Origin of the sequence: Crenothrix sp., assembly GCF_043729335.1 — a bacterium.
GTDB lineage: Bacteria > Pseudomonadota > Gammaproteobacteria > Methylococcales > Methylomonadaceae > Crenothrix.
Genome location: NZ_JAYTLQ010000042.1, coordinates 134,332 through 156,322, shown reverse-complemented (window position 1 = coordinate 156,322; position 21,991 = coordinate 134,332). Strand labels below are relative to the sequence as shown.

Below are 21,991 nucleotides of genomic sequence, written 5' to 3'. Positions count from 1 at the left end.
AAAAACGCCGAATCAGTTAGATTCGGCTGTCCATCATTCTAAAGCTAAGGAATGATTGTTATTCGTCGTCAGTATTGTTGACGATTTGACGACCTTTGAAAAAACCATCCGGGGTCATGTGATGACGCAAATGTGTTTCACCGGTAATGGCATCCTGAGATAATGCTTTTGCGGTTAATGCATCGTGTGAACGACGTTGTCCACGTCTTGAACGTGATATTTTACTTTTTGGTACTGCCATTTAAATCTCCAGTATTTTTTAAGTTAGCTAAAATGGAAAAAGGGTTTTTTTTATGCGCTTGCCCCGTGTCTGTATCACTGTTTTTAATGTCTTTGTGTAAAGCCAAACAATCATAGGGGTGCTTAGGGTACGTAGGCAAAGTTAGCAATAATTCGTCTTCGATAATTTCTTTGAGAAATACAGTGTCAGTGGTAATTAACAAGGGTTCAAAGTCTTCGGGTAGTCTGTCCGCCTGCTCTATGGTCTTGACAATGCCGAGTTTTACGGTGTGTTTAACAGGCCAGGCTACAGCTTGTAAACAGTTTTGGCAACACAGGTTTAATTCTGTTTCCAGCGTACCTTCAATTTTGGGAAGGCGTCCTTCGCGGCCAAAAAAAAGCGCTACTGTCACAGAGCCGGTGTCGGCTATCAGCAGATCATTTAAGCGATCCAGTTCGCTTACGGGTATTTGTCCTTTTAGCTCGCCACGGTTATCGGCAAGTTGCAAAGGATCTATATATTCAGGTAATCGATATAACATAACTTGATAATGATATATGGAAACTGAACATGCGTCAAACCAACGAAGTACCCCGACGCTATAGTTAGTGGTAAAGTAGGCGATAAGTTTATTATTTTGGGTAATTTTTAGAGGTATAAACAGCCGTGAGCAGTAATATTAACGCGACAACCGCCGCGAAAAATGAGGGAGTGAAAGCCCTTATTAACACTTTGAATGACGCGCAGTGCCAGGCAGTGACTACACCATCACAGTCGGTACTGGTTTTGGCCGGTGCAGGTAGCGGTAAGACGCGGGTTTTGGTGCATCGTATTGCTTGGCAAATTCAAGTAATGGGAGTGTCAATGCACAGTATTTTGGCGGTGACTTTTACCAATAAAGCCGCCAAAGAGATGCGCGGCAGAATTGAAAACTTATTGCATGTCTCTTCACGCGCCATGTGGATAGGGACTTTTCATGGCATCGCGCATCGCTTATTGCGTAGCCATGCCAAACAGGCAAAATTGCCGGAAACTTTTCAGGTAATGGACAGCGCTGATCAGTTAAGGTTAATTAAACGCTTGCTGGCAACGTTAAATCTGGATGAAGACAAATGGCCGCCTCGGCAAGTGCAGTGGTATATCAATGCCCAGAAAGATGAAGGCATAAGAGCCAAAGATTGTGTTGCCGGTTATGATCTGTATGAGCAAAACCTGTTAAAGATTTATCAGGCTTATGAAGCGTTGTGCGAGCGTTCAGGGTTAGTTGATTTTGGCGAATTACTGCTGCGTGCCTATGAATTACTGCGTGATAATCCTGATGTGCTGAGATTTTATCAGCAACGTTTTAATCAGGTTCATGTTGATGAATTTCAAGATACCAATACCATACAATATGCGTGGTTGCGGCTATTAACGCAAGGTCAGGATAATATTTTTGTGGTCGGGGATGACGACCAATCTATTTACGGTTGGCGGGGTGCAAAAGTTGAAAATATCTATAGTTTTCAAAAGCACTATCCAGATCATCAAGTGGTCAAGCTGGAACAAAACTACCGTTCCACCGGCATGATTCTTAAGGCTGCGAATGCGGTAGTGGCTAACAACGAAGGCCGGATGGGTAAAGTGCTGTGGACGGCTTCGGCTGATGGTGATCCTATTGCTTTATACGCGGCATTTAATGAGCAGGATGAAGCTTATTTTGTGGTTGAACGTATCCGATCCTGGTTCAATGACGGGGGTAAATATAGCGATGTGGCTATTTTGTACCGTTCTAATGCGCAATCGCGCCAGTTTGAAGAACGCTTAATGACCGCCGCTATTCCTTACAGGGTTTATGGTGGTTTGCGATTTTTTGAGCGGGCGGAAATTAAAAATGCGCTGGCTTATTTACGCTTGATTGCCAATCGCCATGATGATGCGTCATTTGAGCGCGTTATCAATACCCCAACCCGTGGCATCGGTGCGAAAAGCCTGGAAGATATGCGCACTATAGCGCGGGAATTGGCTATATCAATGTGGTCGGCGATGTTGGTATTGCTGGATCAGGGGCATTTGGCAGCACGGGCAAACAATGCTTTGCTGACTTTTGCGCAGCTGATTAAAAACCTGGATCAACTGGCCGAAGGCTTGGAACTTTACGAAAAAGTGCAGTTGGTGATTGAAAAAACTGGCTTGATTGAATTCCATGAAAAAGAAAAAGCCGATAAGGGTGATGAAAAAGTAGAAAATTTAAAAGAATTGGTCAATGCAGCACGATTGTTTGATTTTGATAGTAATCTTGAGGGCATGGAAAACCTCAGTGAGCTGGATATGTTCCTGGCGTATGCGACCTTGGAATCTGGCGATATGCAGGCCGACGATTTTGATGAATGCGTACAATTGATGACCTTGCATTCAGCCAAAGGTCTGGAATTTAAACTGGTTTTTTTGGTGGGTTTGGAAGAAGGCTTGTTTCCGTCCCAGCAATCGCTTGATGATGTCGGGCGTTTACAGGAAGAGCGCCGCCTGTGTTATGTGGGCATTACCCGTGCGATGCAGTATTTGTACTTGAGTTATGCAGAATCCCGGCGGTTATACGGGCGCGAAAGCTACCCCAGGCCGTCACGGTTTTTACGTGAGATACCCGCTGAATGTATTCAGGAAGTGCGGCTACGTGCCGAGGTGAGTCGTCCGGTTACCGCTATTAAATCTCAATCTGCTAGTTTGCAAACAGCCGGCCAATACGGTTTAGGGCAGCGCGTAAGCCATATTAAATTTGGCGAAGGGGTGATATTGCAAACAGAAGGCACGGGTGATCAGGAACGGGTGCAGATTAATTTTAAGCAACTGGGTATTAAGTGGCTGATGCTGGCTTATGCCAAGCTGGATGCTTTGTAGCTGTTAAAAGACATTAAATGCTGAGGTTTATTTTATGCCGCAGCGTTAGTCATCCAAAAGATCAAAGTATGACTGCCGATCCAGTGGCATAAACCAATCGCCATTATCAAAATGCGAAACCAGCGTGGCGCTGGCATATTTGGAAAAACCGCTGTGTTGTAGTTCAAAGGTGCGAATTAAATCCAGCATCCAGTAAGGCACTTCACCGACCAGACACTTCAGTTCCAGCACTACGCTGGCATCGCCACTTTTCGTGTTGGTGGCATAAATAGTTTCGTTGTCATAATGGGTCATGCCGTAGGTGGTAAGAAGATTATAGTCATCCTGAACACGATATTTCATGTGGACATCCATGGTCACCCGTGAGTATTCGTCTATGGTAGAAAAAAAAGCCCGTCGACGGTAAGTAGTTAATATTTTCGGTTCAATGGCATAAGTGGTCGCTAAACGTAAAAATAGCTCTTTGTTGGTTTTTTCATCGTGAGCATCAGATTCAGGTGGCCGAAATGCAGGGTCAGTTAAGATACAAGGCCATTGATGTGCTTCTGCCGTAGCGCGGTATTTGGTGACCACGCCAGACGCGCCGGTGCGGTGTTTGACTTCCAGAAAATAAGGGCCTTTGTCGCCATCGCCGTAAAAACGGGTACGCATGTTAAAGCGTATTTCCTTGCCGCCTATGCGCTGCTTTAAAAACTCATAGCCCGGGGAGTCAAAGTACAAGCTACCCACTTTATAAAAATAATTATCTGCCTTGGTCTTAACGGAAAAAGCATCTAAATCGCAATACAGGCTGATGAAGTCACTGATGGGTTCAACATAAGACCAGGGAATTTGGTATTTCAGTTCATAACGTTCCAGTACCGGTGGCAGTAAATTAATCTTGGACATCGTCGATTTAACCCTGGGTACGTGGGCGAGGTGCTATTTTTTGGGGCGTCGCCGTTTGTAATGTGGGTATTTTGGCATGCAGCCAATTACGCAGTGGCTGTGCGGTTAATTGTCCGGCAATGGTCAGGTAGCTGACATAAAGCGTGAGTGCCTCCTGGTGTATATCCAATAATTCTTTAAGCTTTTTGGCGTGTTCAATATGTAAGGCCAGTGCCAATTGCGGGTTGGATTTCGCGTAGTCTTTTTCTAAACGGGCGTTGAGTTTATCCATTTGTTTTTGCGTTACTTGCCATTCTTCCAACAGCCATTTCATTTTGGTACGCTTTTCATCAAGGCCTTGTGCGGTCGTATACGTGCTGTCATGGAGCTTAAAATGGGCGTCATACATATCATGGCGGGTTTCAGTGGTTTGAAAATTTTCTGAGCCTAACGGAATATTCACGCCTACCAAAAAACCCAGTTTTAGGTCTTTTTTAGGGTCATCACTGTCATCCACCTGAAATCTAAGTAAATTTATGCCTAATTGCTGCGTGGATTTTTTATGTTGGTTTTCAGCTTTGGCTTGTTCCAAATTCAGGCGAGATTTAATAACCTCAGGAATCTGCTGGGGTTCAATGGCTTGAGACATGATGCCGTACATTTGTGGTACAGAAATTAGCCAATCCAGAGCATTGTTTGCCGTCATTAAGGTTTCTTTGCTGTCGGCTGGCATTTTTAATTGGCTTTGTAAATCATGCAACCGGCGCACATTTAAATCAACGAGGTCTTTGGTTTGCTCAAAAGCGATTTCAACATCCAATAGGTTTTCTTCATTAAATTCAGTGCTATTAACCAAGCTGCGATTCAATTGCACTTGCTTGTTCAATAAGGCATCCGATTCCAGTAAAAAATCCGTCTGGTTACGTTGTGCAATAAGTTCCAGTATCAGGTTGTAACGTCGGTTTAATTCGGTATTTAAGGATTCATTGTAAAGAGCATCTTCCTGGTGCGAGCGTAGTTGCAGAATTTTTTGTTCGGCATCCCGTTGCCCCCATGCTTTGGGCTTTACCCGAATGCCGTAAGTTTTGGTGTACACATCGGAGATGCCTTTGTTTAAGTCGGCAGGTTGGTTTTCATCAGCGACATTCACGCGAACCTGGGATTCTTCAATCCAGGAACTTAAGCCGTTGAGCTCAGGAATACCCTTGCGAGTGGCGTTAACATTGTCATATTCAGTCTGTGCCGCCAGTAGAAATGTGTTAATGGCAGGTAATTCGGTTGCAGATACAGGTGGGAGGGCACTGAAGAGTATCAGTGCAATCAAAAATAGCCTTAAATTCATGGTTACTGTGCAACACCGTCTAATGTAAGCTTTTGATATTTTGAAATGTTGTTTTTGCCTTCATCAAAGACGACAACAAGCGAGGTTGTATCAGGGCGATAGGTAATACCTTCAGCATTAACATCAGGAAAATGCGTCAGGTTTTTAAGGCTGTTGTCTTTAAGCATAACACGCCACAAATAGCTATTTTTTGCCGATGTCCGTGCCACACTTAACAAGAACAGCTTATCATCCACTAACACCATATCCGATAATTGTGTGGGCTCACCGGTGTTGGGATCTTTTAAGGCAATGGTTTGCCACACCTCGGCAGCTGTGTCTTTACCTGCAAAAATAGCTTCAACGTTATTCAGTTTAAGGATGACAGCGGAGGAGCCATCCATAAAAGGTGCTTTAAAACCCAGATACAGAGCATTATCTTTAACAAAATGCGATTCAATATCAATACTGTGGTCACTCATGGCTTGCGTTAAAAAAGTGGCTACTTTAGATTCGGGTTGCTGGTCTTTGATTGCGGTTAACACATCAAACAAATCAATTTCTTGTTGTGTGCTGACTTGGTTATGTTGATATTTAAAGCGCAATAGTTTTTTACGTTTGGATTTTAATTCATCATTTTTATTATAAGACAGTGAGCTACTGACGTAAATATACTCACCATCGGTGCTGATGCTTTCCAGGTCATCAATCGAGATGTCGTCTTGCATGACTAATTTGTCCGTTACCGCGGCATTTTTGTCTAATATAAAAATGCCAGGCTTATCTCCATCCTGCTCATCGCTAAGCAATAAATAATGGCTTTCTTTAGGATTCCACAGCAATGCGGAGGCTTCTATGTTTTTCATATTAATAGTAGGGTTGGCAGTAGTAAGTACATTTAAGGGTGTCGCCTTACGCGCATCTGGAGCTCCGGCATGAACCTTCCCAATTAAGGCTAACCATTGAAATGGCGCTTCCTTTTGGTTTAAAAAAATATCAACTTTTTCGCCAAAAAGCAGTGAGCTTTTGGTTGTGAGCCGTATCACGACTTCCCGGCCCCAAGCATTGATCAACGGATCTTTTTTAATGCGTTCCGGGTATTCGACAATACGGTTGCCTAAGCTTTCCACAACACCTTCAAGGGGGGGCTCATCGTGATTAAGTGTAATTGATTTTACCCAAACTGTTTGGCCTATGCGAACTTCGTTAAGAATATTTTCCTGAATAAAACCTTTGACATTGGTGGGTGTTGCGCTATTTACAGTCATAATTGGTTGAAATGCGGCCACCAGATCGCCGGGTTTAAAATGAATGCTGCCTATGCGGCCATTAAATTGGGCATTAACGGTTAGGCTTTTATTTTGCCGCTGCAATTCGGTTTTATTGCCTTGCAGCTCAGCAATTTGGGCATCGACCGGTCTGCGTGTTGCATTCAGTTGCCGGGTTAAATTATTAATTTCCGCTTGTATGGCTTCAGCCGCATAGTGACTTTTTTTGTGCAGATCGGCAATTTCAAGTGTTTCTGATGCGATCGTTTCTTGGGCTATACGTGTTCCAGAAATGCTTTCAGCAAGCATTTTATTGTGTTGTATCAGCTGTAATCGCGCCTCAACCTCATGAATTTTTTGATCTATATCTGCTAATGTGGATTGTTTGTTAGCAACTAAACTTTCAATTTGGCTGGTGATGGTCTGCTGTGCTTCATTTTTTTCCAGCTTAAGTTTTTTGATTTGCTCATCCAGAGTATTTTGGTTTGACACTAAATCATGGCGCTTGACTTCCAGTATAGACATGCCTTGGCTAACATCTTCACCTTCTAATGCGAGTGTCTGGATGATTTCAACAGGGTATTGAAAGCTGATATTTTGCTCGCGATTATCCGCGATACCGAAAAAATGCTCAGATTTACGGTTAAAGGCATCGGCTAATTCGAAGATGCCAATCATGGCTAAAATCCAAAATATAGGCAGTATTGCTTTTTTCATCCCAATTCCCTTATAAGTCAACAGTTGCTTCTTGCATCATCAAACTCAATCCTTGGAGTTCTTTAATGGTTTTCAGTTCGATCATAAAGTTGTCATAACTCATTTTTTTGCGTAATTTAATATGGTAGGCATAATCCAGGCGCTGGCCTTGGGCAATTTCTCTCAGGGTTACCAGTGCAAAAGCGCGGCAATATTTATCCAGCAAAATTTCTAGCTGTTTTTTGTCTTCATTGTGGGTGGTGGGTAAATTAAATCTGAGCATACCGTCAAAATAACTGTTAGGGCCTAGCGGCGAGTAGTACAAAATAATGGTAGCCAAGGCGAAACCTATTGTTCCGGTAATGGCAACCGGGAAGGCATAAGCGCCACAGGAAATCCCTTCAGCAAGTGATGCAAACATAAACAAAGTGTCGCGCGGATCTTTAAAATTGGTTCTAAACCGGATGATAGACATGGCGGCCATAATGCCTATACCACGTGACATGCTATCGCCCACCGACTGAATAACTACTGCGGCAATAATTGAAATTAATACAATCGATTGCACATAGTTACGCGAATACGATAAGCCTCTAAAGGTTTTTTGATAAACATACGCCAACAGTGTGGATAACACAAACGCCAATAGAATAGTAAATATTAACGTCCAAATGCTGGCATTTTCAGCCGCAGTTTGGACGGTTATGGCGTCAAACATAAAGATCCTTACATGATGGTTGTGATAAAAAATCTCAATAAAACTACTACGACACTAATATGCTTATAAAAAAGCATTGCCGCCGAGCGTTTGCAATTCTTGGATTTAAATGAGTTTTTACCAGCTTAGCCCCGCAATTACACTAAACAAGGTCGTTAATATGTGGAAGCTGGAATGGGCATCGGCGGTATTTTAGATGCGCTGTCATCATATTTTAATATTTCAATGGTAAAGCGCAAGCTATTTTTAATAATGTCAAATATATTTACAGCTATTTATTTATTATATTGGACATCAAGTAGATGTGTTAAGAAAATGGCTTGTGAATAACCTGTGTTTTGTAAAAAACAGACTATTTTGGATGTGCAAAAGTCGAAATCTGTACTTTTATGGGTGTTGTCAATGGCTTACTTATATCGGCATTTGTGCAATTTGATGAAAATGAATAAGGCCAATAATTTATGTAAGAATTTTTGAGTTTGAATCTGTGGGAAGCTAGTTGAAGCAAAATTGATATATATCAATTTAGGATTTAGCAAGAATGTGAGAATGATCACCAGCCGATAGAGGCTGTTGAGTCTACTTGTTATCTAAGCCAAGATTAAGAAGACAGATATTTAAATTATGCACGAGAGAATATTATGAAAACTATAAGCCAATTATTATTGTTATTGACCGCTGTTGTTAGCTTGGCAGCGTGTGTAGATGCCGATGCAGGTAAGATGCAAGGTGGGGCTCAGGCAGACAAGGTGACCGGTTATAAGCATACCCAAAATAATACAGCTGAATAACCCCATTATTAGGGCTTATGAGCGGTTGGTGAGAAGCAGCAAGGCTGTTTCTCACTGTGTTGGTCGCTTGTGAATGATTCTGTCAGGCAATAAAAGACAATTGATCATCAGGTAGACAAGGCTTAACAATGCCCTTGAGGGATGCCATATTGTTGATTTGAATGCCACGTTGCTTGACGGTAATAACGCCGTCTTTGTTTAACTCGGTAAATTGACGGCTCACTGTCTCGTTCGATAACCCCAGGAAATTAGCAATGTCCTGGCGGCTCATGGTTAAGTTAAATTCTGTGCTGGAAAAGCCCAGGCCTGCGTACCTGCGTGACAATAACAATAAAAATGTGGCGATTTTTTCTTTGGCTGTGCGATGGCTAAGCATGATTATTTTGTCATGGTCGGAAGTGATTTCTTTTCCTAAAACCCGCATCATTTGGTGTTGCAGGTTGGGTATTTGGCTGCACAGTTCATTGAGGCGGGATAATGGGAGTTCACAAACCGTGCTGGTTTCCAATGCAATAATAGTGCAGGTAGATCGGCCATGCTGCAATGCATCCAATCCCATTAATTCGCCAGGTAGATAAAAACCTATGGTTTGTTCGCTGCCATCGTCATCTGTTATAAAACTGCGAAAAGAACCCGATTTAACCGCATAGAGGTTTAAACACGCATCACCTTGAAGATAAAGGTATTCATTTGAGTGAATGGGGCGTTTGCTTTTAACGATGGTCGCCAGTTGCTGTACTTCCTTTTGTTGTAACCCGTAAGGCAAGCATAACTCAGACAGCCTGCAATCCGGGCAAGAAATCTTGTGTACGTTGGATTCCACTGTTTTTCCTTCTATTGACATAGATCAAGGTATCATCAAATCGCTACTATATAGTAGTCGCGCTATAAAGTGAATGAGGTATCGAAAAACGGGTAGCGCTGAGTTTGCTTGTATTCAATTCACCTGGATTTATATCAGATCATGAAAAACATAACATTTCATCAATGGATTTCGGAAACTGCTTATTACAGGGCAGAAGTCGCACATTTTGCCCACGATAAGGCGCTGGATGACGGGCAGATTGCTGAAAATGAATATGTGAAAACTCAAATTGCACGCTATCTATCTGCTGTTGAAGAAGATGGCACCATAACCCTTTTGGGTTTGCAGCAGTTGGCAAGGTCGGTTGGTGTTAAAGGCGCTGAAAATATCACCCTGGAAATAGACCTGGTTCAGGCCATTCAAAATATAACTTACCAGAACCCCTGCTTCCGCTCTGAGTATTTTACAAATTGTCATGAACGCGATGGTTGTCAATGGCGGGCTGAATGCCGGAAATTGATTGCGGAATGGTGTCGATGACCGGAGGGAAATTTACTAGATATTTTACGTTGTTAATAGTGTTAGTGGGAATCATGAATAAAATAAGCGAAGAAGAACGTCAACGTATTCTCGAAAGCTCACCTGTCGGTACGTTTGCGTTGATGGCGGCAGTTGTGGGTAGTATGGTTATCGGTTGGTTGTTTTTATACTTTGGCGTGTTTATTCCACGCGGCATAATCAATTAGGTTTAATCATGCAAACCGAAACGATTGTCAAAAAATGTCATGCCTTAACAGGCCAATGTACCGATTTTATTAAGGATTTTTATCTTCAATTGCGCTCGATCCATGTCGAACAGCTGGAGCGAAAATGGATCAATATCTCACTACTGGTTGTCAGCCTTTTGGTGGCTATCATTACCATTGATGCTTTTTTTCATGGGGTTAACCCACCCAGTAAGGTTGAAACCATTGATTCTGCCAAGCTGCATTTAAGCAAAGAGTTTGCAGAAAGCAATTTGGGCGTGCAACTTGACGCCAAGGGTGACATTGTCGTCCGCATGGTGGCAGGTCGGTATTCGTTTTTCCCTAAACATATTGCCGTTCCGGCAGAAACCAAAATAACGTTCCGCTGGGTGAGTATGGATGTATTACACGGCGTACATATCCCGATGACCAATATGAGTACCATGATTGTGCCGGGTTATGTCGCAGAAATAACCACCTCGTTTCCCAAACCCGGTGAATATCCGGTGTTATGTAATGAATATTGCGGCTTAGGACATAATCACATGTGGAGCAATATTTCTGTGGTTGCCAAAGAAGACTGGATTGTACCTTCGAATATTGCCGCTGCCAAAAAGGAATCAAACAATGAATGATGCAGCAGAGCGAAAGCTGGCATTAAGCCATTTATGGGTGGCTTTTATAGCCTTTATTGTGGCTTGTTTTATGGGCGAATATCAGGTGCTGGAACGCAGCGGTTTGATTCCCGCGCTCGATTCCCCCACTGTGTATTTTGCCTCGGTCAGTACCCACGGGGTGTTGATGGGCTTTGTATTAACCACTTTCTTTATTATGGGTTTCGGTTATTACACCGCTACCACCAGTTTAAAAGTACCGGTATGGAATAACACGCTGGCCTGGTCTGGCTTCTGGATTTCTTTATTGGGTACGGTGATGGCGGCTATTCCGCTACTGACGGGTAATGCGTCTGTTCTGTACACCTTTTATTTGCCGATTCAGGCGCATGTTGCGTTTTACTTTGGGGCGACATTACTGATTGTCGGCTCATGGATCTGGTGTGGCATCATGGTGGTGATGTTCAATCAATGGAAGCAAGCCCATCCTAAACAACCCGTGCCTTTGGCTATGTTTGCCACCACGGCTAATGCCTTATTGTGGTTGTGGGCGAGTGCAGGTGTTGCATTAGAAGTGTTGTTTCAGGCGATACCGCTGGCATTGGGCTGGATTGATACGGTTGATCCGGGCTTGGCCAGGACCTTATTTGCCTGGACGTTACATCCCATCGTGTATTTTTGGCTGATCCCTGCTTACACGGCCTTTTACGTGTTTGTTCCCAAACAAGCGGGTGGATTTTTGTTTAGTGATGAAGCGGCGAGAGGCGCGTTTATCGTGTTGGCGGTATTCTCTCTACCCATCGGCTTCCACCATCTGTATATGGATCCTGAGCAAGCGAAGGGCTGGAAATTATTGCACGGCATTGGCACGTTTGTCGTCTCCATTCCGACCTTGGTAACCGGCTTTACCGTGATTGCCTCTCTGGAGGTTGCCGGGCGCTTACGGGGCGGTAAAGGCTTGTTCGGCTGGATAGGGTGCTTGCCTTGGAGTAACCCGATGGTACTGGCGGTCATTTTGTCGTTGTTGATGCTGATTCTTGGTGGCTTTGGTGGGGTGATTAATGCCAGTTACGCCATGAATGCAATGATACACAATACCGCTTGGGTATCAGGCCATTTTCACCTGATTTTTGCCGGCACGACCGTCATCATGTACTTTGCGATTGCTTATTATTTATGGCCGATGCTTGTGCAAAAGCCGTTGTTTTCCAATTCAATGGCATTAATTCAGTTATGGACGTGGTTTATTGGCATGGGTATTTTAACCACGCCTTGGCATGTCCTGGGATTACTAGGACAACCACGGCGTATTTCCAGTGTGGTGTATAACACCTTGCTGACTTTGGCCTGGAAACCCTACGAACTGGCCATGATATTTGGAGGCTTAATTCTGTTGGGTTCGGCGTGTTTGTTTATCTACAACCTGGCCAAAACGCACATAGCTCCAGCACCCACAGGAGCATTTACACAACAAGTTGAATATGCCGAGCCTATCCATCCTGTTAAAGAGCTGCCCGAATATCTTAATGATTTTAAACTCTGGAATCGGGTGATTGCCGTATTGATGCTGATCAGTTTTGGTGTGCCTATCTTGCAGTTCTTTTTTATGGATACTTTTGGTTCACCGGGCTGGGGATATTGATGATGACACGAATGCTTGTATTACTGGCGGCACTGGCTGTTCCTGTTTTTGGGTTTGCTGTTGAATCGGGGTCGCAAGTTGCCTGGACGACGGAAGCCTTGAGCTTGGTCAAGCAAGGCAATGTTGAAAAAGGCAAGAGTCTGGCGGAGTCTTGTAAGTCTTGTCATGGTGAATTTGGGCAAGGTATGCCAGCCGAGGTTGTTGATGATGAAACTATCCCGGCAATCCCCGCATTAGCAGGTCAAGTGGCGAATTATACGTTTAAACAGTTGCGTGATTATTTTAACGGTGATCGTAGCAATGATTCGATGACTTCAATCGCCAAGGGTTTAACCGAGCAGGATGCTGCTGATTTGGCGGCGTGGTATGCGTGGTTGCCAGCACCGAAACAGAAAACGGCTAATAATGAGAAGCTTGCTATTGCCGAAAAAATGGCAAAAGAAGGTGATGGTAAGCGCATTTTGCCGCCTTGTTTTGTCTGCCATGGGGCTAATGGCCAAGGCGAAAAGATGGATATTCCAAGTTTGGCGGGGCAACACGCAGATTATTTTGAACGCACGCTAATGGCTTATAAAAACGATCAGCGTCACAATGATATTTACAGTCGTATGCGCTTAATTGCCAAGCAGCTCAAAGATAATGAAATTAAGGCGCTGGCGCGTTATTATCAAAATATTCAATAGCGGCTGTTATTTTTGTTCATAGAAAGTATGAAACGTTTGTTCTTCGTTCACGTTATGATCGATTTAGCCTGAAGATCAGCATGATAAGACGACCGAACCATTGGCGCACTGGCAACTTGCTTAAAGCCTAATGCGGTTGCCATTGCAGCGTAATCATCAAATTGTTGCGGCGTTATGTATTCTTTAACCGGTAAATGCACTTTACTGGGTTGCAAATACTGACCTAAAGTTAGCATAGATGCACCATGCGCCAGCAAATCTTTCATCACTTGATGGACTTCTTCGGGTTCTTCACCGACACCCAGCATTAATCCGGATTTAGTCGGTACATCTGGCAAAACTTGCTTATATTGGCGCAGTAAATCCAATGAACCCAAGTAATCAGACCCCGGACGCACTTGTTTATACAATCTGGGTACAGTTTCCAGATTGTGATTAAACACGTCACACGGTGCTTGCGCCAGAATATTAATGGCTTTTTCAATACGGCCACGAAAATCAGGCACTAAAACTTCTATTTTAGTTGCTGGGCTTTGTTGGCGAATCTTATTGATGCAGTCTGCAAAATGGCCCGCGCCGCCATCGCGTAAATCATCACGATCCACTGAAGTAATCACCACATATTTCAATGCCATTGCACTGATGGCATCGGCCAGATGTTGCGGTTCATTGGCATCTAAGGGCAACGGTTTGCCGTGCGCGACATCACAAAACGGGCAGCGCCGTGTACATAAATCACCCATAATCATAAAAGTCGCTGTACCGTGATTAAAACATTCAGCGAGATTAGGGCAGGCGGCTTCTTCGCAAACCGTGTGTAATTCGTATTGGCGTAGCAGTTGTTTTATGCGGGTAATTTCGCTGCTGGCCGAGACTTTTACGCGTATCCATTCGGGTTTACGTAACACGGTTTCCGGCTGTTCCACTTTAATGGGTATGCGCGACAGTTTTTCGCTATTACGCTGATGCGATTGCGGTGTAGAACGCGAGGGTGCTTGATAAGTCATGTGTTTAACGCCTTAATGAGTGCGTGGGCAACTTGGTTGGCAAGTTCGCCAGTATTTATAATTATACCTAGATCGGCCAGTTGCGTGACTTTTAGATCCGCATAGCCGCACGGGTTAATGCCAGAAAACGGGCGTAAATCCATATTGTTATTAAGGCTTAATCCATGATAACTACAGTTTTTTTTAATACGGATGCCAATGGAGCCGATTTTTTTAGCGCCGACATACACCCCGGGCGCATCGGCTCTGGCTTTGGAATCTATGTCGTAACTGCTTAAGACATCAATCATGGCTTGTTCTAACAGGCTAACCAGTTGGCGGATATTGAGTTTTAAACGGGTTAAATCCAACAGCGTATAGATAACGACTTGGCCTGGGCCGTGATAAGTGACTTGGCCGCCACGATCGCTTTGAATGATGGGAATGTTGCCGGTATTTAATAAGTGTTCGCGTTTGCCGCTCAGCCCTAGCGTGTAGACAGGTGGGTGTTCGACTATCCACAGTTCATCTTCGGTTTCAGGTGTGCGATTAACAGTGAATTGCTGCATGTCGCGCCAGATGGGTTCGTAGTCTTGGATGCCTAGATGGCGGATGGCAGTCATTGCTTAGGCGATACAGAAAGGGGCGCTACAAAACCATCAAAATATGCGGGTGGCCACTTAAATCTTGATAAATAGCATCCAATTGCGGCTTGCTGGTGGCGGTAACAGTAACGGTTATTGAAACATAAGTACCGTTTTTGCTGGGGCGTGTGTTTACACGGTCTTGCGTAACGCTATCAGTATGGCGACGGACAATATCCAGCACCAGTAAATCAAGTTCCACATCCGCTTTGCCCATTGCTTTAATGGGAAATTCGCACGGGAACACTAACAGCGTTTCTTCGCTCATGCTAATGATTGCTTGTAAGTTTGAAACAGTTGATTCATTTTGTGCCAGATAGGGCCAGGTTTACCATCGCCAACTTTTTGTTCGTCGCATTCAACTACAGGTATGATTTCACGGGTAGAACTGGTGATCCAAATCTCGCTGGCAGTTTGTAGCGCTGTCAAACTGAAACTCTCTTCTTTACAGGGAATACCATGTTCTCGCGCCAAATCCAAAATGACATCACGGGTAATGCCAGGCAATATTTCAGCGCTTTTGGGCGGCGTCATTAACACGCCATCAATGACTGCAAACACGTTACTGGCGGCACCTTCTGTAACATAGCCATCTTTTACTAACAAGGCTTCTGCGCAGTTTTGGTCAATGGCTTCTTGGCGGTGCAAAATATTGGCCAGCAAGGTAATGGCTTTGGTGTTGCACAGCTTCCATCGACTATCCGGCATAGTCAGTACTTTAACACCGGTATCGCGCTCTGCCATAGGTACTATAGGCGAACCCATGGCAAACACAGTAGGTACAGTGTTTTCCGGAAAGCCATGGTCTCTTTTAGGGGCAGTGCCTCTAGTGATTTGCAGGTAAACGTATTGATCCTGTGTGCCGATTAATAGCGGCGATAAAATTTTCAGCCATTTTTTATGGCTATTAGGATTGGCCAAACGTATGGCGGCAAGGCTATTATCCAGTCTCTCCATGTGCGCTTCGAAATGGAAGAAGCGTCCAAAATAAGAGGGAATGACTTCATAAATACCATCTCCAAACAAGAAGCCGCGATCCATAACCGATATTTTAGCGTCGCTTAAAGGAAGATAGTGCCCGTTTAGATAAACTGTATTATTTGTCATCTGATTTGTCCATCATTTGTAACATGCTGTCAGTAAGTCGTCTAAAAATGCTGCCTTTTTCCACGGCTTTCAGTGCGATTAAATCCTTGTTGGCAATGACTTCGCCTTTTAAAGTCACATTGACAGAACCAAATTTGTCGCCGGCTTTAACGGGAGCAAGAATTTTTTTGTCAACATTCACGGCGGCTTTTAAGTCTTGGTAATGGCGGCGTGGCACGGTGACATATAAATCTTCCGCTAACCCCAAGGGTAAGGTTTTTTCTTGGCCTTTCCATATTCTGGCTTCGTTTAAGGCTTTTTTGCCTTCGTATAAACGATGTGATTCGAAGAAGCGGAAGCCGTAATTCAGTAGTGTTTGATTTTCGACCGCTCTGGCCATTTGACTTTTGGTACCCATAACGATGGAAATAAGGCGCATGTCATCCCTGAGTGCAGAGGCAACCAGGCAATAGCCCGCTTCTTCGGTATGGCCCGTTTTAACGCCATCCACTGTACCGTCACGCGACAGCAATAAATTTCGGTTTTGTTGGGTAATTTTGTTGTAGGTAAACTCTTTTTGAGAAAACCATTTGTAATATTGCGGAAATTCTTTAATCAGAGCGCGAGTCAGAATGCTGAGATCACGTGCCGTGGTGTAATGATTTTCAGTTGGTAAACCGTCGCTGTTTTCAAAATGGGTGTTGATCATCCCCAGACGTTCGGCATTTTGGTTCATCATCTGGGCAAAGGTCGCTTCGTCACCCGCTACGTGTTCTGCGAGTGTAACACTGGCATCGTTACCGGATTGAATAATCACACCTTGCAGCAAATCCTCCACTTTGACACGGTCGTTAACCTGAACAAACATTTTGGAACCGCTGGTTTTCCAGGCTTTTTCACTAACGGTAGCGACATCATCTAAATGCAGGCGGCCACTTTCGATTTCTTTAAACACCACGTAGGTGGTCATAATCTTGGTCAGGCTAGCCGGAGCCAGTTTAGCATCGGCATTATTTTCTGCCATCACCTTGCCGGTGTGAAAGTCCAACAAGATATGGCTGGTGGCCGCTATGGTAGGTGACGAAGGCGTCATCACCTTGGCATCTTCTACTACAGCAGGGGGTGAGGCAATAGGTAGGGGTTTTGTATCTTCCGAAAGTGCCTGAATGGAAAAGCTCAGTAAGCTAATGCATAAAACAGGGTAAATACGGGTAAATTTTTTAGCAAGTATCATTAATTTTATAGGGAAAGTTCAAGTAAAACATTCCCTATATTGTAGCATGAGCTTTTACATTTGTTTGGCGTAAGCCATAAATTGTGTATTTTTGATGCCTATTTTTAACAGCTTGTTAGTCAGTTGGTCAGCGTGTTGTTCTGATTTTAAAGGACCGATTTGTACAGTATAAAACGTGGATTTTTTATAACTTGCTTGCTTGATGCTAGGTTTGGGCAAATGTTGCGCTGAAATTGTACTTTGCATAGCTTGTGCTGATTTTTGGCTAGGGAAGCTGCCTACTTTTACATAAATACTTTGTTCAGGCGTTGGGTCGGGTTGTTCGTTCTGTGCAATATGACGTGGGTTTCCTATGGCTTTAATTACCACAGAGCCGGCACCTTTACTGTGAATGCCGAGTTTTTTGGCAGCGGCATAAGACAAATCTAAAATTCTGTTGCCGTGAAAAGGGCCTCTGTCGTTGATGCGGACAATGACGCTACGGTGATTGGCAGGGTTGGTAATTTCGGCGTAAGACGATAAAGGCAAAGTTTTGTGCGCGGCGGTCATGGCGTACATATTAAAGCGTTCGCCGGTGGCGGTTTTTTTACCCTGAAATCCAGGGCCGTACCAGGAAGCTACGCCTTTTTTGATGTATCCAGTGAAGCGGGGGAAGAAACCGTCTTGGTCAGAAGAGCCGGTGGATTGAACATTGCCTGAAGAGGCGGGGGGAATTAGCGTACTATGGTAATCTTTTCGAGAGGCTTGAGCGGTTAGGCTGTGGGTGAAAATAAAACATAACAGAACACTGGTAACAACGGCTTTTAATTTGTTCACGGGAAAGAACCTTTTTTATTTAAGATAGATTCACTTAACTGAAAAACCGCCATGGCGTATAAGGGGCTGTGGTTATATCGGGTAATGACATAAAAATTGTTCAATCCCGCCCACAACTCGTTGCCCTGTGGCTGTTCAAAGCTAAGTAGCTTTACTTCGGTGTCTAAAGGTAATGGTCTCAATGGAGTCAAGTTGACCGATTCTAACTCAGCTATTCTTAAGTCGGGCTTAAGGCCTTTGGTAAGTTTGGCTTTATATTGCTCATCTTTGGCTGTTATCGGTATAGCAATAGGTTGATTGGCTTGCCAGTGATGTTTGGCCAAATAATTGGCAATACTGGCGATAGCGTCTTCTGGCGTGTGCCAAATGTCTGCATGTTTATCGTTATTAAAATCAATGGCATAAGATAAAAAGCTGCTGGGCATGAACTGCGGCATTCCCATAGCGCCCGCGTAAGAACCCGTTGGATTTAATGGGCTAATATTGTCTTTTTTGCACAGCACTAAAAATTTTTCTAATTCACCCACAAAAAATTGACTACGCGGCGGGTAGGCAAAGCTGAGTGTAGATAACGCATCAATCACGCGGTAGTTGCCGGTTTTTTGGCCATAAAGCGTTTCAACACCTAAAATAGCAATGATAATTTGTGCCGGTACACCGTATTGCTGTTCTGCTTTTGCTAAGGCCTGTGCGTTGTCCTGCCAGAATTTTACGCCTGCATTAATGCGGGCATCGGTCATAAATATTTTTCGGTATTTATACCAGGGCATGCCTTCGGCAGGTGATGATATTTTCTTGATGATCTCCTGCTTTATCTCAACATTTTGAAACAATGCCTCCAGTTCCGCTTTATTGAATTGATGACTTGTCGCCATGCGCTCAATAAAGTTAGTCATGGCATCAGGTTGTTTAGGCGAGTTGGCACAAGATGCCAGCATAAAATAGGTGCAACACAAGGCGCTACGAAAAACAAATTTTGATAGTTTCATTTTAACGAGGTAGAAGTTTTCTATGGGTGTGTATAGACATCAAAATGCCAAAACCACATTGCAAGGTAACGGCTGACGTGCCGCCGTAACTGATTAAAGGCAAAGGAACACCCACTACAGGCAGTATGCCGATAACCATGCCAATATTAACAAAAACGTAGACAAAAAAAGTAAAGGCCAAGCTACTGGCTAACAGTCGGCAGTAAACATCTTGTGCCTGCACTGAAATATACAGGCAGCGTCCGATAATAAACAAATACAGTGACAATAAGCCTAAGCAGCCAAAAAGCCCGAATTCTTCAGCAAACACGGCAAAAATGAAGTCGGTATGGCTTTCAGGTAAAAAATTGAGCTCGGATTGAGTGCTGCCCGTCCAACCTTTGCCATAAATGCCACCGGAGCCAATGGCGATTTTTGACTGAATAATATGATAACCCTTACCTAAAGGATCAGCTTCCGGATTTAGCAAGGTAATGACCCGTGCTTTCTGATACGGAATCATAAAATGCCAAATAATAGGTGCCAAAGCTGCCAGTACGCCAATAATGCTTAATATAAACCGCCAGGATAAACCCGCAAAAAATAATACCCCCGCGCCAGCGCTGGCCACTAATATGGCGGTGCCCAAATCCGGCTGTTTTGCGATTAATAAGGTGGGTATCATAATCAACAGGACAGCCGTAAATAAATGCTTGGATTTAGGCGGTAAAGGGTGTTCTGACAGATACCAGGCTATCATCATGGGCGTGGTGATTTTAATGATTTCTGAGGGTTGAAAGCGGAAAAAGCCTAAATCCAGCCAGCGTTGTGCGCCTTTGCCAATGGTACCCATAATTAATACGGCGAGCAGTAAAAAAATACCTAAACCAAATAATCCAGCGGAAAAACGTTTAAATTGATTGGGATTAATTTGTGCCAATAATATCATCAGGCTAAAAGCCATCAGCATACGCGTGGCTTGGCGGGATAATACCCCCATATCCTGCCCACCTGCGCTATAAAGGATGAAAAGACTTAATAACGAAGTAAGTACCAGAGCGATAAATAAGGGGATGTCGATATGCAGCCTTCTAAGGATATTGCCCATGAGCGAAGGTTGTCGAAAATGCTCATGGCGTGTTTCGGTTCTCACCATTGTCTCCTAAATATTGCTTGATAACTTTGGCTGCGATGGGAGCCGCCACTGAACCGCCGTGCCCACCGTGTTCGGCAATAACGGCAACGGCAATTTGGGGATTATCGGCTGGGGCAAATGAAATAAACAAGGCATGGTCATGCAGCTTAAAGCCTATGCTTCTTTCGTTATATTTTGCACCTTGTTTAATATTAAACACCTGGGCAGTACCGGTTTTTCCGGCAATATGATAGTTGATGCCGTGGCTGATGCCTTTTGCAGTCCCGCGCGCGCTGTGTACTACGTTAACCATGGCTGAAATAATATTATTGATGTTGTCAGGCTTGAGATTAATCACGTCTTTATGTATTTCCGGGCCTTTGGTGGTGGCGCTAGCGGATACAATTTTATCGACCAAAAAAGGCGTGACGACATGGCCTTTGTTAGCCAGCGTTGCGGTCGCTCTGGCCAGCTGTAAGGGCGTTACTAGGTTAAAACCTTGGCCAATGCCGGTAATTAAGGTTTCTCCAGGATACCAGCGTTGCTTTTTTTCTTTAAGCTTCCATTCTTTGGAAGGGAATACGCCCGCTTTTTCACCCATAAGATCAATGCCGGTTTTTTCACCAAAACCCATTTTTTGCATAAAATTATGCATACGTTCAATACCGAGCAGATTGGCCAGACGGTAAAAGTAAACATCGCACGATTGCGTAATCGCTTCGTTCATACCCACAGAGCCATGGCCGGATTTTTTCCAGTCGCGGAAACGATGTTTATCATTGGGTAATTGGTAAAATCCTGGGCAATGTAAGCGTTGTTGTTTACCAATGGCGTTGTACTCAAGCCCGGCCAAAGCAATAAACGGTTTAACCGTAGAACCTGGAGGATACAAGCCACGTAAAGCCCGATTATAAAGCGGTTGGTCATCTAATGAAGTTAATGCCTTATATTCGTCGCTCCCGATGCCGGAGACAAAAGGGTTGGGATCAAAGCCGGGCCTACTCACAAAGACAAGTACGCCGCCCGTTTTAATGTCTATGGCCACGACAGCGCCATTAAATTTGTCTAAGGCATCGTAAGCGGTTTTTTGTAAATCAATATCCAGGGTAAGGTAAAGATTTGCTCCCGCGATTGGATTGACTTCATTTAGCGTTTTAAGCTCGCGTGCCTGCACGTTAGTTTCCATTTCTGCATAACCGGTTTTGCCATGCAGGGTGGTTTCATACGAGCTTTCAATACCTAGTTTACCGATATAAGTGGAGCCACTGTATTCTGTCACCGGTAAGGATTTGAGGTCTTTTTCGTTAATGCGGCCTACGTAGCCAACCACATGGGCGGTTAAATCCTTGAAAGGATAGTTTCTGACCAAATGGGTTTTAATATCAACGCCTGGAAAATAAGGCCTGACCACAGCAAACTTCACCATGTCTTCATTGGTCATGTTGGTTAGCAATGTTGTGGGAGCAAAGCGTTTTTGCCGGATTTTAAGCTTATGGAACTGCGCAATTTTTTCGTCGGGAATGTTGAGTAGTTTTTGCAGTCGCAGTAAGGTGTCGTTGAGAGCTTCTGGATCGTCGCCCATTTTATCTGTGGTTATTTCCAGTTTAAACGTTTGGGTGTTTTCAGCCAGAACGCGCCCGTGGCGATCATAAATCATGCCGCGTGTAGGTACTAACGGTGTAATTTTAATACTGTTTTCTTTTGCCAGGGTTGCATAGTGAATGTGGCCGACAATTTGTAAATAGATCAGCCGCACTATTAATCCGGAAGTTAACACGGTAATGGCAATAAAAGCGCTCACTATCCGGTTAAGAAACAAACGTTCCTCCAGAAACTTATCCCTCATGGTGTATGAACGAGATGACATGGCTAAT

23 protein-coding genes are annotated in these 21,991 nt (G+C 44.0%); 7 read left to right on the top strand and 16 right to left on the bottom strand.

Translation table 11 applies throughout. The annotated features are described in order from the left end of the window. Window positions 1–58: 58 nt before the first annotated feature. Together rpmF and ACHZC4_RS09860 are read right to left on the bottom strand one after the other, a co-directional pair. On the bottom strand, window positions 59–241 hold the full coding sequence (gene rpmF, locus ACHZC4_RS09865; RefSeq protein WP_394753668.1) for a 50S ribosomal protein L32: 183 nt from the start codon (window positions 239–241) through the stop codon (window positions 59–61). Beyond that, window positions 222–761, bottom strand: a complete 540-nt coding sequence (locus ACHZC4_RS09860) for a YceD family protein (protein ID WP_394753667.1) — start codon at window positions 759–761, stop codon at window positions 222–224. Before ACHZC4_RS09860 ends, rpmF begins: the two co-directional genes overlap by 20 nt. A gap of 125 nt (window positions 762–886) precedes the next feature. On the opposite strand from ACHZC4_RS09860, the gene uvrD reads away from it, so the two are divergent. Continuing rightward, window positions 887–3,097, top strand: a complete 2,211-nt coding sequence (gene uvrD, locus ACHZC4_RS09855) for a DNA helicase II (RefSeq protein WP_394753666.1) — start codon at window positions 887–889, stop codon at window positions 3,095–3,097. Between the two features lie 45 nt (window positions 3,098–3,142). Here uvrD and ACHZC4_RS09850 read toward each other — a convergent pair whose 3' ends face one another. Genes ACHZC4_RS09850 through ACHZC4_RS09835 form a run of 4 tightly spaced genes read right to left on the bottom strand, consistent with a single transcriptional unit; the run spans window position 3,143 to window position 7,967 of the window. Beyond that, window positions 3,143–3,985: a VTC domain-containing protein gene (locus ACHZC4_RS09850; protein ID WP_394753665.1), complete on the bottom strand. Its 843-nt coding sequence runs from the start codon at window positions 3,983–3,985 to the stop codon at window positions 3,143–3,145. A gap of 7 nt (window positions 3,986–3,992) precedes the next feature. Continuing rightward, the gene (locus ACHZC4_RS09845; protein ID WP_394753664.1) at window positions 3,993–5,306 is read right to left on the bottom strand and encodes a hypothetical protein; all 1,314 of its coding nucleotides are present in this window, start codon (window positions 5,304–5,306) and stop codon (window positions 3,993–3,995) included. A gap of 2 nt (window positions 5,307–5,308) precedes the next feature. Continuing rightward, window positions 5,309–7,270 (bottom strand): HlyD family secretion protein, encoded by a 1,962-nt coding sequence (locus ACHZC4_RS09840; RefSeq protein ID WP_394753663.1) that lies wholly within the window; start codon window positions 7,268–7,270, stop codon window positions 5,309–5,311. Window positions 7,271–7,280: 10 nt separating this feature from the next. Next, window positions 7,281–7,967 carry a DUF4956 domain-containing protein gene (locus tag ACHZC4_RS09835; RefSeq protein ID WP_394753662.1) on the bottom strand — a complete coding sequence of 229 codons (687 nt, stop codon included), beginning with the start codon at window positions 7,965–7,967 and terminating at the stop codon, window positions 7,281–7,283. Between the two features lie 641 nt (window positions 7,968–8,608). Here ACHZC4_RS09835 and ACHZC4_RS09830 point away from each other — a divergent pair. Further along, window positions 8,609–8,758, top strand: coding sequence for a hypothetical protein (locus tag ACHZC4_RS09830; RefSeq protein WP_394753661.1), 150 nt, complete (start codon window positions 8,609–8,611; stop codon window positions 8,756–8,758). Between the two features lie 82 nt (window positions 8,759–8,840). Here ACHZC4_RS09830 and fnr read toward each other — a convergent pair whose 3' ends face one another. After that, window positions 8,841–9,602: a fumarate/nitrate reduction transcriptional regulator Fnr gene (gene fnr / locus ACHZC4_RS09825; protein WP_394753660.1), complete on the bottom strand. Its 762-nt coding sequence runs from the start codon at window positions 9,600–9,602 to the stop codon at window positions 8,841–8,843. A gap of 120 nt (window positions 9,603–9,722) precedes the next feature. Here fnr and ACHZC4_RS09820 point away from each other — a divergent pair, with 120 nt between their 5' ends. From ACHZC4_RS09820 to ACHZC4_RS09800, 5 genes are read left to right on the top strand one after another with little or no spacing between them, the layout of a single operon-like run. Continuing rightward, on the top strand, window positions 9,723–10,103 hold the full coding sequence (locus tag ACHZC4_RS09820; RefSeq protein ID WP_394753659.1) for a DUF2934 domain-containing protein: 381 nt from the start codon (window positions 9,723–9,725) through the stop codon (window positions 10,101–10,103). A 53-nt stretch (window positions 10,104–10,156) separates the two neighbouring features. Beyond that, on the top strand, window positions 10,157–10,309 hold the full coding sequence (locus tag ACHZC4_RS09815) for a hypothetical protein (protein WP_179210091.1): 153 nt from the start codon (window positions 10,157–10,159) through the stop codon (window positions 10,307–10,309). An 8-nt stretch (window positions 10,310–10,317) separates the two neighbouring features. Further along, a complete protein-coding gene (locus tag ACHZC4_RS09810) occupies window positions 10,318–10,944 on the top strand; it encodes a cytochrome C oxidase subunit II (protein WP_394753658.1) in 627 nt (208 codons plus the stop codon). Then, entirely contained in the window at window positions 10,937–12,565 is a 1,629-nt protein-coding gene (locus ACHZC4_RS09805; RefSeq protein ID WP_394753657.1) for a b(o/a)3-type cytochrome-c oxidase subunit 1, read from the top strand. Before ACHZC4_RS09810 ends, ACHZC4_RS09805 begins: the two co-directional genes overlap by 8 nt. Continuing rightward, complete coding sequence (locus ACHZC4_RS09800) at window positions 12,565–13,248, top strand: c-type cytochrome (protein ID WP_394753656.1); 684 nt, start codon at window positions 12,565–12,567, stop codon at window positions 13,246–13,248. Before ACHZC4_RS09805 ends, ACHZC4_RS09800 begins: the two co-directional genes overlap by 1 nt. Window positions 13,249–13,295: 47 nt before the next feature. On the opposite strand, the gene lipA is transcribed toward ACHZC4_RS09800, so the two are convergent. From lipA to mrdA, 9 genes are read right to left on the bottom strand one after another with little or no spacing between them, the layout of a single operon-like run. Then, complete coding sequence (gene lipA / locus ACHZC4_RS09795; protein ID WP_394753655.1) at window positions 13,296–14,255, bottom strand: lipoyl synthase; 960 nt, start codon at window positions 14,253–14,255, stop codon at window positions 13,296–13,298. Next, window positions 14,252–14,857 carry a lipoyl(octanoyl) transferase LipB gene (lipB, locus tag ACHZC4_RS09790; protein WP_394753654.1) on the bottom strand — a complete coding sequence of 202 codons (606 nt, stop codon included), beginning with the start codon at window positions 14,855–14,857 and terminating at the stop codon, window positions 14,252–14,254. The genes lipA and lipB overlap by 4 nt, the downstream gene beginning before the upstream one ends. A 25-nt stretch (window positions 14,858–14,882) precedes the next feature. After that, the gene (locus ACHZC4_RS09785; protein WP_394753653.1) at window positions 14,883–15,146 is read right to left on the bottom strand and encodes a YbeD family protein; all 264 of its coding nucleotides are present in this window, start codon (window positions 15,144–15,146) and stop codon (window positions 14,883–14,885) included. After that, on the bottom strand, window positions 15,143–15,985 hold the full coding sequence (locus ACHZC4_RS09780) for a D-amino acid aminotransferase (RefSeq protein ID WP_394753651.1): 843 nt from the start codon (window positions 15,983–15,985) through the stop codon (window positions 15,143–15,145). The genes ACHZC4_RS09785 and ACHZC4_RS09780 overlap by 4 nt, the downstream gene beginning before the upstream one ends. Beyond that, on the bottom strand, window positions 15,975–17,198 hold the full coding sequence (locus ACHZC4_RS09775; protein WP_394753650.1) for a D-alanyl-D-alanine carboxypeptidase family protein: 1,224 nt from the start codon (window positions 17,196–17,198) through the stop codon (window positions 15,975–15,977). Before ACHZC4_RS09775 ends, ACHZC4_RS09780 begins: the two co-directional genes overlap by 11 nt. 54 nt (window positions 17,199–17,252) lie before the next feature. Continuing rightward, complete coding sequence (locus ACHZC4_RS09770; RefSeq protein ID WP_394753649.1) at window positions 17,253–18,014, bottom strand: septal ring lytic transglycosylase RlpA family protein; 762 nt, start codon at window positions 18,012–18,014, stop codon at window positions 17,253–17,255. Next, window positions 18,011–19,003, bottom strand: a complete 993-nt coding sequence (gene mltB, locus ACHZC4_RS09765) for a lytic murein transglycosylase B (RefSeq protein ID WP_394753648.1) — start codon at window positions 19,001–19,003, stop codon at window positions 18,011–18,013. Before mltB ends, ACHZC4_RS09770 begins: the two co-directional genes overlap by 4 nt. A gap of 1 nt (window position 19,004) precedes the next feature. Next, complete coding sequence (gene rodA, locus ACHZC4_RS09760) at window positions 19,005–20,135, bottom strand: rod shape-determining protein RodA (protein WP_394753647.1); 1,131 nt, start codon at window positions 20,133–20,135, stop codon at window positions 19,005–19,007. Continuing rightward, on the bottom strand, window positions 20,113–21,984 hold the full coding sequence (gene mrdA, locus ACHZC4_RS09755) for a penicillin-binding protein 2 (protein WP_394753646.1): 1,872 nt from the start codon (window positions 21,982–21,984) through the stop codon (window positions 20,113–20,115). Before mrdA ends, rodA begins: the two co-directional genes overlap by 23 nt. Window positions 21,985–21,991 lie beyond the last annotated feature (7 nt).